The 15,333-nt window shown below is 43.2% G+C and carries 15 protein-coding genes; all 15 read right to left on the minus strand.

The features are described from left to right. Nucleotides 1-26 precede the first annotated feature (26 nt). The 15 genes from NST34_RS16905 to queF all read right to left on the minus strand — a co-directional run bounded on the left by NST34_RS16905 (nt 27) and on the right by queF (nt 15,300). Nucleotides 27-1,016 (minus strand): substrate-binding domain-containing protein, encoded by a 990-nt coding sequence (locus tag NST34_RS16905; RefSeq protein WP_341060945.1) that lies wholly within the window; start codon nt 1,014-1,016, stop codon nt 27-29. Further along, nucleotides 1,013-2,797 (minus strand): cache domain-containing sensor histidine kinase, encoded by a 1,785-nt coding sequence (locus NST34_RS16910; RefSeq protein ID WP_076283612.1) that lies wholly within the window; start codon nt 2,795-2,797, stop codon nt 1,013-1,015. The genes NST34_RS16905 and NST34_RS16910 overlap by 4 nt, the downstream gene beginning before the upstream one ends. Further along, a complete protein-coding gene (locus NST34_RS16915; protein ID WP_341060947.1) occupies nt 2,794-4,404 on the minus strand; it encodes a response regulator in 1,611 nt (536 codons plus the stop codon). Before NST34_RS16915 ends, NST34_RS16910 begins: the two co-directional genes overlap by 4 nt. 113 nt (nt 4,405-4,517) lie before the next feature. Beyond that, entirely contained in the window at nt 4,518-5,498 is a 981-nt protein-coding gene (locus NST34_RS16920; protein WP_060623448.1) for an ABC transporter substrate-binding protein, read from the minus strand. Between the two features lie 60 nt (nt 5,499-5,558). Further along, on the minus strand, nt 5,559-6,551 hold the full coding sequence (locus NST34_RS16925) for an ABC transporter permease (RefSeq protein ID WP_341128345.1): 993 nt from the start codon (nt 6,549-6,551) through the stop codon (nt 5,559-5,561). Between the two features lie 31 nt (nt 6,552-6,582). Beyond that, nucleotides 6,583-8,082: a sugar ABC transporter ATP-binding protein gene (locus tag NST34_RS16930; RefSeq protein WP_341128346.1), complete on the minus strand. Its 1,500-nt coding sequence runs from the start codon at nt 8,080-8,082 to the stop codon at nt 6,583-6,585. Nucleotides 8,083-8,314: 232 nt separating this feature from the next. Then, nucleotides 8,315-9,160, minus strand: coding sequence for a class I SAM-dependent methyltransferase (locus tag NST34_RS16935; protein WP_042188610.1), 846 nt, complete (start codon nt 9,158-9,160; stop codon nt 8,315-8,317). Nucleotides 9,161-9,192: 32 nt separating this feature from the next. After that, nucleotides 9,193-10,107: a DMT family transporter gene (locus NST34_RS16940; protein ID WP_341128347.1), complete on the minus strand. Its 915-nt coding sequence runs from the start codon at nt 10,105-10,107 to the stop codon at nt 9,193-9,195. Nucleotides 10,108-10,248: 141 nt separating this feature from the next. Next, a complete protein-coding gene (locus NST34_RS16945; protein ID WP_341128348.1) occupies nt 10,249-11,385 on the minus strand; it encodes a zinc-dependent alcohol dehydrogenase in 1,137 nt (378 codons plus the stop codon). A gap of 81 nt (nt 11,386-11,466) precedes the next feature. Further along, nucleotides 11,467-12,285 (minus strand): VanW family protein, encoded by an 819-nt coding sequence (locus tag NST34_RS16950; protein ID WP_262495755.1) that lies wholly within the window; start codon nt 12,283-12,285, stop codon nt 11,467-11,469. Next, nucleotides 12,286-12,810: a cysteine hydrolase family protein gene (locus tag NST34_RS16955; RefSeq protein ID WP_042188616.1), complete on the minus strand. Its 525-nt coding sequence runs from the start codon at nt 12,808-12,810 to the stop codon at nt 12,286-12,288. 127 nt (nt 12,811-12,937) lie between these two features. Continuing rightward, on the minus strand, nt 12,938-13,660 hold the full coding sequence (gene queE, locus NST34_RS16960) for a 7-carboxy-7-deazaguanine synthase QueE (RefSeq protein ID WP_188114709.1): 723 nt from the start codon (nt 13,658-13,660) through the stop codon (nt 12,938-12,940). Next, on the minus strand, nt 13,653-14,135 hold the full coding sequence (locus NST34_RS16965; protein WP_076283605.1) for a 6-pyruvoyl trahydropterin synthase family protein: 483 nt from the start codon (nt 14,133-14,135) through the stop codon (nt 13,653-13,655). Before NST34_RS16965 ends, queE begins: the two co-directional genes overlap by 8 nt. Further along, complete coding sequence (gene queC / locus NST34_RS16970) at nt 14,135-14,797, minus strand: 7-cyano-7-deazaguanine synthase QueC (protein WP_076283604.1); 663 nt, start codon at nt 14,795-14,797, stop codon at nt 14,135-14,137. The genes NST34_RS16965 and queC overlap by 1 nt, the downstream gene beginning before the upstream one ends. A gap of 29 nt (nt 14,798-14,826) precedes the next feature. After that, nucleotides 14,827-15,300 (minus strand): preQ(1) synthase, encoded by a 474-nt coding sequence (gene queF / locus NST34_RS16975; RefSeq protein WP_042193989.1) that lies wholly within the window; start codon nt 15,298-15,300, stop codon nt 14,827-14,829. Nucleotides 15,301-15,333 lie beyond the last annotated feature (33 nt).

Below are 15,333 nucleotides of genomic sequence, written 5' to 3' on the forward strand. Positions count from 1 at the left end.
AAATGGTTTTGAGCGCTCTTATTTGCTTATTCTATAAAGGGAAACATTAACTTTTCATTCTCACTTGTGTACATATTTTCCTTCGTAATGAATTCGGAGCCTGTATCCATAACAGGAGCTACTTTGTGACCTGAAACGACTTCAAGTGCAGTTTTCACAGCCAAGTACCCCATAGTAAAAGGTTTTTGAATCACCGTTCCCAGCATCGTTTCGTTCTCCAGCAACTGAACCTCACTACTGGAATTGTCGAACCCAACCAGCTTCACTTTTGATTTTAAGCCCATATCCATAATCGCCAGTCCCGCACCTAATGTAGAGGGCTCATTTAGGCCAATGATTCCCTTTAGTTGTGGCTGATTCTTTAGAAGATCAACAGTTAATTGATATGCCTTCTTCGAAGATCCGTTACTGTAAAGGGTATCCTGCACAAGATTAACTCCATTCTGAGATAAAGCATCCCGAACCCCTTTCTCCCTCTCGATAGCTGTAGCGGAGCCTTGTACAAAATTCATAATGGCGACTTGATCGTCGCTATGAATATTTTCAATCAACTTCTGCGCTGCTTTACGGCCTGCTTCATAATTATCTGTGGCGATAAAGCTCTCCGATACACCGCCGTTCAGTCCCGAATCCACCGTAATAAGAGTGATACCAGCCGCCTTAATCTGCTCTGCAACCGGAACGAGACGATAATAGTCGGTAGCAGCTAAAATAATGGCATCGGGCTTCTCCTCAATCGCCTGTTCCAGTAATTGAATCTGCTTATCTACATCTAGCTCGGTATCTGTTCCTACCGTATGGACATCTGCACCGAATTCCTTGGCAGCAGTCGCCACTCCTTGTTTCATTACCTCCCAGAATTCAATACTGGTATCGATAGTCTTAGGAACGTAGATAATGGTTCTGACCTTTGGATCAAGATCGTTCATAAACATATGATAACCTGCCCACCCGAGCGCTACAATGAAGATTACCAGTAGAGCAGACAAGCCTATTTTCGACCATAGTGAGCTCATGGATTCTCCTCCTCATAGAGCGCAGGAATTCTTAAAGTGACCGTCGTCCCTTCTTCCATTTCACTCGTAAAAGACAACCCGTAATGGTCCCCGAAATATAGCTGAATGCGATGGTTCACATTTGCGACGCCAACCCCACTGCCAATCCTGTAATCTGCCTTTTGAAGCAATAACTTGTTCATCTGCTCTGGATTCATACCAACACCATTATCTATAACCTGAATGGTAATATCATTATTCTCTCTTTTGCCCCTTATCAGGATGTGGCCTTGCTCAGGATTATGCTTTATCCCATGATAAATCGCATTTTCAACTAAGGGTTGAAGGACCAATTTCAATATACTACATTCAAGAATGTCTTCATCCACTTCTAGCGAATATGTGAATTTATGGCGATAGCGCATATTCTGAATCGTTAGATAGTGTCGAATATGTTCTAATTCTCTTGCGATCGGAATCAATTCCTCGCCCTCACCAATCGTAGAACGCATCAGCTTCGATAATGATGAGGTCATTTCGACCACCTCCTCCATCTTACCGGTCTCTGCCATCCAGATGATCGAGTCTAGCGTATTGTACAAAAAGTGGGGCTTAATCTGTGCTTGTAATGCCTTCAACTCACTCACACGCTTCATCTCTTGCTCCATCACAATCTGGCTCATTAACTCTTTAATCTTCATGATCATCAGATTAAATGTTCGGGCAAGCTTGCCAATTTCGTTCGTGCTCTCAATTTCCACACGAATGTCGAACTCTCCGCGTTCAGCCTTTTTCATGTTTATTTCAAGATTCTTGAGTGGCTTAGTTAGTGCGTACGAAAGAAGCACAGATATAGCCATGGCAAAGATGAGACTTACTGCTCCCCACAAGGCAGCTGTACCTTGCATCTGCTGTTTGTTAGCAACCAGATCATCTGGATAGGTCACCCCCACAATCTTCCAACCAAAGCTGGTTGTATCCACCGTGTACAGCTTCTGCTCGTTCCCTGTGTTCACTGTAACCGACCCGCTTTTAATCCCAAGAACGGTTTCCAATTGCTCGAACTTGAGCTGCGAGTAGATCAGCTGCTGTTGAGGATGATAGACTAGGCTCCCTGACGGATCTACGATGAATACATAACCGCGTTTTCCCAGTTCGATTTGTTTGCACAAATTGTTAATAACGCTGTAATTAAGATCTACAAGTAGCACACCTTGTCGATCTGCTTCCATTTCTGAAAAGGTATCTGATAGCTTTCTACTGATCGATACTACCCAACGATATTCATCTTGAAATAAGTGCTGCACATGTGAAGAGGAGACAGCCACTCCCGTCTGGTTCAAAGCTTGCAGATACCACTCTTGAGCAATCAACTCAGGAAGCGGTTTCAAAACCGCGTCCAGTCGATCCGAAACCGTTATCCCCTCTGAGCTTGCATACACTATAGAAGAAATGTCGGTGCGGGATTGGACGACAGATCGAAGATATTGGCTGGCTAACTGCTTATCTTTGACTTTTCCATCTTGTCCCGAACTCGAACCTTTTACATATCTCTCAAGATCACTACTAGTTAATACCAAAGCAGCAATACTCTCCATGTTACTAATATAATTCTCGATGTTCAGTTTTACTTGTTCTATTAATTGTGAAGTATAGGCTACGGAATTCCCCATGACGGCAGCTGAGGAGAGTCGGTATGAAGTATAGCTCAGAACTATAGTTGTGCAGAGAATAAGAAGGGAAAAAGAAATAGCGATATTATTATGAATACTTCGACTTCGGAAGAAGCGATGAGGTTTCATAGAAGGAGATTCTCCTTCTGTCGCTGTCGATATTCCTTCGGTGTGATCCCAACATTACGTTTGAAAATCACACTAAAGTACTGTGGATCAGCATAGCCAACTCTAGCAGCGATGTCATAAGTCTTCAACTGTGTGACGGTAAGGAGCTCTTTAGCTTTTTCCAAACGGAGACGAGTCAAATACTCAATAAAAGTCTCTCCAGTATGCTGTTTAAAAGTCACACTGAAATAACTGATGCTCATAAAAATATGGCTGCACAGTTGATTAAGTGAAAAGCTGTCATTACAATAATTCTCCCGAATATAAGCTTCTGCTGCCTTCATCTGAGAGGTTCTGACGGTTGTTCTTTGTTCCGATAGCTTGAGTATCAACTCATGGCAAGTTCTCTCCAAATAATTCCTAGCTTCATCTAAAGTCTTAAGGGCTGCAACCTCAGCAAACATATTATGCGAAACAAGCTCTGTATTTGGGAATCCGATATCGACCACATAGTTCATTAGAGAGACGAGCATTTGGTAGAGGCTACTGCGGCAGTCTTCTATAGAAGAGCTATTGCTTTTTAGCTCCTGAAACCATTTTGTGAGGACCTCCGAGATCGCTGATGCTTTACCTGTCTTCAACGCGGATATGAATTGCTTTTCCCATGAAGAGAAATGTGCTTGATCCAATCCTTTGCCGAACTCAAGATCCTGTATGGAGATAACCTTATCTATACCTAAAAGATATCGATATTCTATGGATGAAATCGCTTCCTGGAATGATTGTGGAATTTGCTGTAAATCAGCGTATTTTCTACCGATGCCGATGGTTGCAGTCAGCTTCAAGTACTTGTTCAGGCTGGTTTGTACTTGATCTGCAAGAAGTTGTGTTGTGACTTCGATCTCTTCGGAATCCCCTGATAATATCGCAGCGAGTTTCCCATCTCTCGTCTGAAATACGACACCGCCCTGCTCCTTCTCAAGTTGCTCCTGCACAATGTTAAAAGCAGCAAAGCGCAGTAGCTCAGCATCAGAAGCAATATCCAGGCTACGATTGTCCATTTCTATATCGATTACGATTGCAAGATTAGCCTCACCCTGCAGCTGTATATGAAAATAATTCATTTTATTCTCGATCTCGTCGTTTTTCATACGAGTAGTAACAAGCTTCTCCAGAAAACGTTCGCGAAGCAAAGGAAAGCTCTGATTTAATTGCATACGAAGCTTAGCGATATTGGCCTTTTGTAAATGCTCTTCATCCAAATCCTGCTTCATCTTGCTTAGATATTCGGCAAACTCACGAGCATTAATTGGTTTTAACAAATATTCCGTCACCTTCAAGGTTATAGCCTGTTTAGCGTATTCGAAGTCTTCATAACCAGTTACGATAATGACCTTCATGTCCCGGTATCGTTCCATTACAGCTTTAGCCAATCCTAGTCCATCCATAAAGGGCATGCAAATATCTGTAATAATCACATCCGGTCGATACTGCTCGACTGCATCAAGGGCATCTCTGCCGTTATCGAAATCTCCAACAAGTTCAAAACCATGATTATTCCATGCTATCTTCTGTTTAATCCCCTCACGAACCTCGTCTTCATCATCAACTAGAATAATCTTATACATCCAACACCTCCTCAGCTATTGACTCATCGAGTACATGTAATGTAAATGTTTACCTTTTGGGATAAGCATAATAGAGGTTGCCTTCTTGAGGCAACCTCTATTATTAATCTCTTCTATTCGTACAGCAGAGGTTTGATCTCATCGGAATCTATATTGTTCTTATCGTACCAGTGAAACCCGGTATCAATATTCTTTTCTACGGTTTCCCCTTTAATCGCCTGCACAGCTGCCTTCACCGCTTGATACCCAATACCAATGGGGTCCTGTGTAACAGCGCCAGCTACAACACCACTACGAATAGCATCCATTAACTGTTTACCGGAGTCAAAGCCGATAACTACAATCTTACCACCCATCTGTAATTCATTTACTGCATTAGCTACTCCTACTGCAGATCCTTCGTTTGAGCCATAGATTCCTTTAAGGTCCGGATTGGCTTGCATCATCGCTTTTGCAAGATCCGTGGACTTTAACTGATCTCCACCGCCATATTGCGGCTCTAACACTTCAATATCTGGATATTTCGCTTTCATTTGTTCTAAGAAGCCATCACGACGCTGTTGACCTGTACTGCTTGTTTGGTCATGTACAACTAAACCTACTTTACCCTTTTTGCCGATCAACTCAGCCATTTTATCAGCTGCCAAAGCTGCTGCCGCTTTATTGTCAGTCGCTGCGGTTGCTACAGGAATATCGCTATCTACACCAGAGTCAAAGCCAATGATTGGAATATTGTTTTCCTTTGCCTTTTCCAGATATGGAATCGCTGCTTTGCTATCGAGAGCTGCTAACGCGATTGCTGCTGGTTTCTTATCTAGCGCCGTCTGCAGCATTTCAATTTGTTTATCTACCTGACTCTCGTTTTCAGGTCCTTCAAACGTAATCTCGACATTAAACTCCTTGGCAGCCTTCTCGGCTCCTTGCTTCACCGCTTGCCAGAATTGATGCTGGAAGCCTTTTGAAATGACTGGGATATATGGTTTGTCTGAACCGGATGCACTCTTTTTGCTATCACTGTTGTTACAAGCACCAAGTAAGGTAGTAGCCAATAACAAACTGGCAAGCATGATAATCCCTCTTCGACGTTGTTTCATTTAAATCTTCCCCCTCGTCATTTGCTTTGTATATCACTCCGTATGGAGATAATACCTCGTTCATTGCTTCCGTCTGCGAAGAATATCAGCATACACTGCTATGATGATTACAACACCAACAATGACTGTCCGCCATTCCTGAGCAACGGACATAATCTGTAAGCCATTCGTCAGTACACTCATAATCAGTGCACCAATAATTGTACCTAGAATAGAACCTACGCCCCCGCTTAAAGATGTGCCTCCAATGACGACAGCCGCTATAGCTTCAAGTTCATAACCAGTGCCAAGTGATGGTTGGGCTGAATTTAGACGTGATGCCATCAGGATACCAGCGATTCCGCTGAAAATCCCTGTGATGGTATAGATCACAATCTTCCATTTGACCGTATTCACACCTGATAAGCGAGTTGCTTCTTCATTGCTCCCAAGTGCAAAGTTATAGCGTCCAATAATTGTCTTCGATAAGATGATGCTTGCGATAACACCGAGCAATAGGAAGATTACGATGGTGTTAGGAATGCCTGGGATCATCTTGCCCATTGCAATCTTGGCAAAAATCGGATCATCATTGAAATAAATCGGCTTGGCACCCGTTATGACAAGTGACAATCCTTTAGTGACCATCATGATCGCCAGAGTAGCAATAAAAGGTGGAATATTCATTTTCGCCACCATTAAACCACTTATAAAACCGCATAGTGCACCAGCTAGAATCCCGCCTACAATTCCGAGTGGAACAGGTAGGCCCCAGAATGTAATGATGACGCCAACCATCACCGAGGAGAAGGTCATCACAGTACCCAAAGCAAGGTCGATCCCGCCCGTAATAATTACAAAGGTTGCGCCCAGCGCTAATACCCCAATTACAGCTGTCGAGACGAGGATTCCAACTAGGTTAGAAAACTGAAAAAAGTTACTTGATGCTACTGAAAATACGATGAGCAGAATGATCAAACTTGCGAATGCTAGTAATTTTTGTTTAAACCCTGATTGCGCCCCGGTTTGCTTCGAGCTGATAGGCTGGCTAATCCCTTTATCTGCGATCTTCATGACCTTGACACCTCCGATAAACATTGAACGATTATGAACGCATCGTCGCATATTTCATTATCGCTTCTTGCGATGCTTCTTCTGCGAGTAGTTCACCAGTTATACGTCCTTCACACATGACAATAATGCGATGGCTCATTCTTAGAATCTCTGGGAGATCTGAAGAGACTATAATGATCGCTTTTCCCTCACCTGCTAGCTGATCAAGCAACTTATAGATCTCACTTTTCGCTCCTACATCAATACCACGTGTTGGCTCGTCAAAGATCAACACATCGCAATCTCTCGTTAACCATTTCCCAATAACTACTTTTTGCTGATTCCCACCGGATAAGAATTTGACTTTTTGACTTACACTTGGAGTCTTGGTTGCTAGTGCTTCCGCATGCTGCTCCGCGGACTTTCGCATCTCCCGATCCCTCATCCATCCGAATGCATTACGGAATTTATAGAAGGAAGCAATCGCATTATTCATGCTAATGTCCATATCTACAAGCAGCCCGTAGCGTTTGCGATCTTCGGACAAATAGCCAATTCCATGCTGCACGGCTTGGTGAGGCTGTTTTATACGAACCGTATTTCCATGCAGCTTAATCTCACCCTTATCGATAGGATCAGCCCCAAATACGGCACGAACAACCTCAGTACGTCCAGCGCCCATTAATCCAGCGAAGCCCAGAATCTCACCTTTATTCAGATGAAAGCTGATATCCTTCAACATTTGCCCACTGGATAAGTTTCGAACCTCTAGTACGACTTGCTCTGTCTGTAACGAATGTGTTGGTTTCGACGTTTGATACAGTTCACGACCAACCATCATGCTAATAATCTGATCAATGGTTATTGAATCCGTCCGAACAGTATCCACGTAACAACCATCCCGCATGACTGTAATGCGGTCTGTGATCCGTTTCAACTCATCCATGCGGTGAGAGATGTAAATAATGCCCACACCTTCTTCTCGTAATTGCTCGATCATACGGAATAACTCGTTAATTTCCGTATCAGTCAACGCTGCAGTTGGTTCATCCATGATGAGTACCTCCGCATTAAAGGACAAGGCTTTGGCGATTTCAACCATTTGCTGATTGGCAACAGTCAGGTCTGAGACCAAGGTCTTCGGATCAAGCTTTAGATTCATCTGATCAAACAGTTTCTGCACCTTACGATTTAGCTCCAGATCATCAACGAACCATTTCAATGCCTTACGTGGCTCACGACCAATAAATATATTTTGGGCCACTGTAAGATGCGGCATTAGGTTCAGTTCCTGATGGATAATACTAATCCCGAGTTCCTGCGCAGCACGAGTATTGGCAATTTCCACCTCAGATCCCTTGTACCACATCTGACCCGCATCCTTGGAATAGACTCCTGTTGCAATCTTCATTAAGGTAGACTTTCCTGCGCCATTTTCACCGACTAAGGCATGCACTTCCCCACGCTTCAGCTCAAATTGACATTGATTCAATGCATGAACACCAGGAAAAAATTTATCAATCCCCGCCATTCGTAGCAATACTTCGTCCATTTCATATCCACCTCAAATCCTTTATAAATGCCTTTTTGTAAAGTAATCGCTTTCAAATATTGAATGTAAAATTATTATATTACCTATAAGTTTCCAATGTAATGGAATAATCTCCGTAAAAAAGTTTAAAATTTTATGTTTTGAAGCAAGCAAAAAAGACTACACCGTCCTTTTACGGACGAAGTAGCCTTTAGATAAGCTCATATGTGTATAACAGTTACATTCGAATAGCCTACAGGTTCTGACCCTTTCCTGCCACCAAGGTGAATGTCTTTGGTATTCCTTTATCATAAACATCCGAGGATAGATTGGGTTCTTCGATCAATTGGCGGATCACAAGCCCGGAACTGGCAGCAGCAGTTACAATTTCTCCAAGCGTCCAGCGGCGCCAATATACAACGCTATGTTCCTGTTCGTCTATTGGTTTGCCTGTGGAAGGCAAATACTTAGAGTACGAGACCTTTTTTTCTTCCAATGTCGTATCGAAATAGTCCCCGCTAACTTTGTGCTTACGAACCTTCGCTGTAGAACCCTTAGAGGATATAAGCTTAGTTGTCACAGGATGGAAATCACGTAGAACAAAAATCCCACCAGGAGAAAGTAAATGGCGGACGGTTTCCATAAACGGTGCTAGGTCGGTAAAGTAGTGTACAATTCCTAATTCAGCAAATACGATATCATATGAACCATCAAGCACGTGATCTGGCAGCTTAAGAACATCTGATACGATATAGTTAAGCTGAACACCTGCTTCTTGTGCGAGATCAGCTGCATAACGCGCATTAGCTTCTGAGAAGTCAGCAACAGTAAGGTCCGCTCCAAGTAATGACAGCGCGACTGCTTTCATTCCGTTTGATCCCATGAGATTCATCATCTTTTTACCCTGTACATCTCCAAAATAAGAAGAGAGCGGGTACAGCTTTGCACTTGGTTCCTTAATTAACTTGGCTGCAGCCTCAGACGGTGTACCAAATCGAGCAACCCAAGCTGTGTACGTGTCTTCGTTCCATAGTTCCTCACTCGTTGGCGCAGTGCCTTTTCCAGGATGTAGTTCTAAATTTTGATCTTGTTCTTCCATACCTTGCGACCCCTTTATGATTAAAATATCTGTTATGAAGCATTCTGAATGGCATCTGCCACCTGAATCGTTTTCTTTCTTCCAGCGTACAAATATACGCCCAGTCCAAACATAACCAAAAGTCCACCTGCCCATTGTAGCGCAGTTAATTGTTCACCTAATAGCAGATAAGCAAGGATACTAGCACCCACTGGTTCTCCTAAGATGTTCATAGATACCGTAGTTGCGGATACATACTGAAGCAGCCAATTAAATAAAATATGACCGACCACCGTAGGAACCACTGCTAGCAATAGGAAAATTCCCCACTCATTCGCGGGATAGTTGAAGAAGGAAATCCCCATAATCAGATTGTATATGGCAAACACGCCAGCCGCTGACAAGAACACTATCAAGCTGTACAGGTATGAGGGCATGCGCACTACAAGCTTTTGACCGATAAGCATATGCACAGCTACCGCTACTGTTCCTCCAACCGATAACAAATCACCTTTAAGATTATCTGCAGAGATACCAATATCGCCCCAACCGATAAACACTACTCCGCCTATAGCAATACTCAGCCCCAGAATAGCAGACACAGCCGTTTTTTCCTTATACAAAAAATAAACGCCCAGCATAATAAACACTGGCTCCAGCGCCATGATCATCGTTGAACTAGCTACCGAAGTATACTTCAAAGAGCCCATCCAAAGCAAAAAATGTAGAGCTAGCATAGTGCCTGAGAGCACTAGCATGATCCAGTCCTTTTTACGAAGAGCGAACGCTGCTCCGCTGTATGGTCTTGCAAAAGGCAACATCAGCAGCGAGGTGAACAACAGCCGATACATTCCTTGTATAGATGCTGGCGCTGCAGACCACTTAATAAAAATGGCGGAAAAAGAGATGGCCACAATCCCAATCAACATTAAAATCGGAATAGGAAGTGGCGGTTTTTTAAGCTTCACATGGTACGCGTCCTTTCACTATCTTAAGTCACTTATGTTAATTTAACGCAGACCGCGAAAAAATGCATCTATTTTCATTAGATTTCACTAAAAAAAGCATAAGCAATGTCATTTCTGACGAGAGCTCATGCTTCTTAAAGGCTAAGGTTTCAGAACCACCTTGATGCAATCCTCTTTTTTCTCACTAAAAATGTCATAGCCATGCTCCGCTTTGCTGATAGGCAAGCGATGTGTAATGATATCTGTTGGATCAAATTTATTCTCTTTAATCATCTTATAAAGCAAAGGCATATAGTGAATCACTGGAGCCTGTCCCATTTTTAAAGTAATGTTGCGTTCAAATAGATGACCCAAAGGGAACATATTGTAATTAAGCCCATAAACTCCTACAAGCTGAATAGTTCCGAATTTACGTACGATATCCGAGGCCATTCTAAATGCACTGAGTGAGCCTCCCTGTAGCTTCAGAGTGGTTTCCACTTTCTCCAAAGCAGATATTTTGGCATCCAAACCTACACAGTCAATAACTACATCTGCTCCCCCATGTGTTATCTCCTTCAAATGAGCTTCAATATCCTTAATCTCTTCAAAGTTGTAAATTTCGACATTATTGGTCAGCTTCGCATGCTGCAGACGGTAGCCAATATGATCAACTGCAATTACTCTTGAGGCGCCTTTGATCCAGGCAAACTTCTGAGTAAGCAGACCAACAGGCCCGCAGCCGAGAACAATGACTGTATCCCCTGGCTTCACTCCGCCGCTTTCTACTCCCCACCAAGCAGTAGGAACAATATCAGATAAGAAAAGAATTTTCTCATCTTCCATTTCTGCATCCTCAGGAACGACAAAAGGGCCGAAATTACCATAAGGAACCCGCAGTAATTCGGCTTGCCCTCCTGCAAAGCCCCCATAAGTATCGGAATAACCCAGATATCCGCCTGTATCCTTGGCGTCATTAGCATTGTTGCATTGACTCTCCATCTCATGCTGGCAGAAGTAGCACTGACCACAGGCTACATTAAAGGGAATAATGATCCGGTCGCCTTTCTTGACCTTAGTTACGTCTGGACCGGTCTCCTCAACAATGCCCATGGGCTCATGACCAATAACATAGTCATCATGCATACCTGGAATTTCACCGTTAAAAATGTGCAGATCTGAGCCACAAATCGCTGTAGAAGTAATTCGAACGATAATGTCATCCTTTTTCTCAATCTTCGGATCAGCAACCTCTTTAACTTTCACTTTCTTCTTCCCTTGGTAGGTTAATGCTTTCATGCTGTTAAGCCGCTCCTTTGAGTATAGCATAGGATAGAACGATAACGTGTCTTCTATGTTATAACCCATTACCTTATCCTCTTATCCATGAAGAAGCGGAGAATACATCATAAGCGCATAGTTATCCGTTACAGCTTCATCTCCAACTAGGTCGCCGGTACGTGTGAATATTTTTCGACTGATCTTATTGCTACGGATATATCCGCCCCATGGTTCTAGGCTTATCCGATGATCACTTTCGTACACTTCATATTTATAAAGGGACTGCTCATCGCATCTCCATTCCCCATGCAAATGGCTGTCATCCAGCCAGAGCTTTAATTGATACGTTTGATTCGTGTTATTCTTCACTTGAAGATCCAAATAATTATAAGAACAGGTGGCCCCGCTTCCAAATGGCTGTGTACGCTGTTCATCTGGAAATACATCATAGCTGTGCCGATGCCGTTCTGTAACCGTAAGAGGTGTATGCAGTGTCAACCAGTAGATCAGATTGGACAACTGGCACAGTCCCCCGCCGACTCCAGAATGGAAGCCACCATAATGCAGCACCATCCCCTCTAGATACCCTTTTCGCTTACTGGGCTTACCGATGCTTCTCCAATAGGAAAAAGTCTCACCCGGGCGCACCATGAGCCCATCCAGCTTCGTTATCGCCAGACGTAAATTGGTTATTTTATTGTATTGAAGCACCATATCTACATTCCGTAGACTTCTTAATAACGGTGTAGCATGAGTCATTACTTCATTAGATAAAATTTCACTAGTGCGCTGCTTCGCCACCTTGCTGCGGCTAGTGCACCATTTCAAATATCTTTTCCAAATAAAATATCGCTTTCCGGCAAATAGTCTAAGTCGAGAACGCTGAATAGGTTTCATGGCAGCCTGAGGTGTACTCATCTAGAACTGAACCTCGCTTTCAGCTCGTAACTGGGCGAATCTCCCTCCGATTACTGCATTATGATGCTTAACGATCTCACTACTATTCAGTACCCCATTATCAAAGGTGCTATGAGCATCTTGTACGAGAACACTCTTATAACCCATACTGTATGCGCGTCTTATTGTCGTATCTAGGCAGAACTCACTTTGCATCCCACAAATCACCAGATTCGTGATCCCCAGCTTCTGTAGCTCCTCTTGCAGTTCGGTTCGGTGAAAAGCATCCCAAGTAGGCTTCTCCACAATAACTTCACCTTCCTGCGGTGTGATGCGGTGACTGATCTGCCATGTGGGCGTACCTTTTGTATATTCCTCATCCTCGGTGTGTTGAATATAAACTATTGGAGTACCTGCTACCCTAGCTTTGTTCTGAAGGGAAATAATTCTCTCCATTACACCCTCTTCATCATACAGCTTTTGATCAGGATAGGAGAACATAGCTTCTTGAACATCGATAATTAATAGTGCAGTTGAATTTCCCATTTAGTACCTCCTACTACTTTTATGAAAATCATACCAGATTATGGGACATTCTATCTACTATTTAAAGGCTTAAATCAATAAAAAAAGGGCATCTGCTGAGCAGACACCCATTACATTTAAATACTTTTTACTTGCCACGCTTATTATGCCAGATCAATGCATGCAGCTGTGGAAGGACACGTACTCTATTCATCTCAGAGTCTATGATTACTTTATTAAACAACCATTCCAGCCTTCCCAAAAGTCGAGCAGAAATGTCGCCTTCTTCAGTGACATCATCATTCCCAGGCTGCAGAAAGAGCTGCACATTGGGATATCGCTGGTGAATGTCTTTTGCATAATCAAAATCCTTATCGTCAAACACTACGACCTTCAAGCTATGCGTAGAACGACCCAGTTTCTCCATTTTACTCATGATGTTATCTAGCATTTTCCAATTCGTCGTCATTCCTGAGCTTGGGGGTTTAGGGCTAATTGTCAGCACATCCACGTCATTGAACCACTCCTGCCATTTACTCCCCTGAGTTTCTATTGCAGCTTGAATCCCGCGCTCATGTAGCAGGTTAATAAAAGTGCCCATCCCGTCACCAATCAAAGCAGGATTTCCGCCTGAAATCGTAACACAGTCGAAATTATCTCCAGCTATAGCTAAAAGTTCATTCATAATTTCATCCGAGGTCATCATTCGAACCTTATCCTTAGCAGTACCATCCCAAGTAAAAGCAGAGTCACACCAGCCACAGCGATAATCGCAGCCATAGGTGCGGACAAACATCGTCTTCACTCCAATTACCGCACCTTCGCCTTGAATAGTCGGACCGAACATTTCAATTACAGGAATCTTACTCACAGTCACAGCCTCCATATAAACGGTAGGATGGCCCTTCATCCGGAACATCTTCAGCCAGCACCTCTGCCCAGGAGGTTGGAGTCTCCCATAGCTTTACCGAGTACAAAGGCAACCCTGCTTGCTTAAGCTTGTAGGCAATATATGAAGACATATTCTCCACTGTGGTGCGGAATGACAACAAGGCTACTTTGGAGCCCGTATTCGTTAACGTCTCTAACACAGGTTCATTTCCCATAGCAAGAAAAGCGTGATCTAAACGATCTACAAGGCTTTGTTGTACAGTCGCCTTGATATCGCTGAAGTCAATAACAAACCCTTCGTCTGAATGGCCTTCCGTAGCCTCTGGTTTGCCCTTAAGCACTACTTCGAGCTTATAAGTATGTCCGTGCAGATTGCTGCATTTCCCTTTGTGACCAATTAGTTGATGCGCCGCATCAAACGTAAATATTTTGCAGACTGAAACCTCGTTAAGCATTAAGAACCGGCCTCCATTCTCTCCGCCTCATATTGCTCAAGACCACGCTGACGCAACAGACAGGCTGGACAAGTACCGCAGCCACTGCCAATAATACCGTTGTAACAGGTCAATGTGTGTTCGCGAACATAATCAAAATAACCAAGTTCATCTGCCATCTTCCACGTTTCTTTTTTATCCAGCCACATCAATGGAGTGTGTATCGCAAACTCATAGTCCATAGATAAATTCAGCGTAACATTCAATGATTTCACAAATACATCACGGCAGTCCGGATACCCGCTAAAATCCGTTTGGCAGACACCAGTGACGATATGGGAGTAACCCAATTGTTTAGCTAATATTGCGGAAAAAGACAAAAATAACAGATTCCGTCCGTCAACAAATGTACTAGGAAGCTCATCACCTTCGCCAGCAACGATATCAATATCCTGGCGGGTTAGTGCATTTGGTGCCAGCTGATTAAGCAGCCCAAGATCAAGGATATGCTGTTTTACATTAAACTTAGCTGCTATTTCTGTAGCAACTTCGATTTCAGCCGCATGACGCTGATTATAATTAAAGGTAACTACCTGCACTTCCTCAAACTGCTTCATTGCCCAAACCAGGCAAGTGGTGCTATCTTGTCCGCCGCTAAATACGACGAGTGCTTTTTTGTTCATCTTAATCTCTCCTTATCAACTTGTTGGGATTAGCGGTTATCCACTTTTTCCGGATAGAGGTCGTGATTCATTAAGCGGTGCTCCGCCATCGCCTCATACTTCGTACCCGGTCTTCCATAGTTGCAATAAGGATCAATAGATATTCCACCACGCGGAGTGAACTTGCCCCATACCTCAATGTATCGTGGGTCCATCAGTGAGATCAGATCATTCATAATAATGTTGACGCAGTCCTCATGAAAGTCACCGTGGTTACGGAAGCTAAACAGATACAGCTTTAATGATTTAGATTCCACCATTTTCTGTTCAGGAATATACGAAATATACAGTGTGGCAAAATCCGGCTGGCCTGTAACAGGACATAAGCTAGTAAACTCAGGGCAGTTGAATTTAACAAAATAATCACGCCCTGGATGCTTGTTATCAAACACCTCAAGAATAGCTGGATCATAACCAAACTTGTACTGCGTTCCCTGATTACCAAGTAAAGTGACTTCTTGCATTTCCTCTTTCAATCTTCCTTCTGACACGACAAA

Source organism: Paenibacillus sp. FSL H7-0714 (genome assembly GCF_038003765.1).
In the GTDB taxonomy this organism is placed as follows: Bacteria; Bacillota; Bacilli; order Paenibacillales; family Paenibacillaceae; genus Paenibacillus_AQ.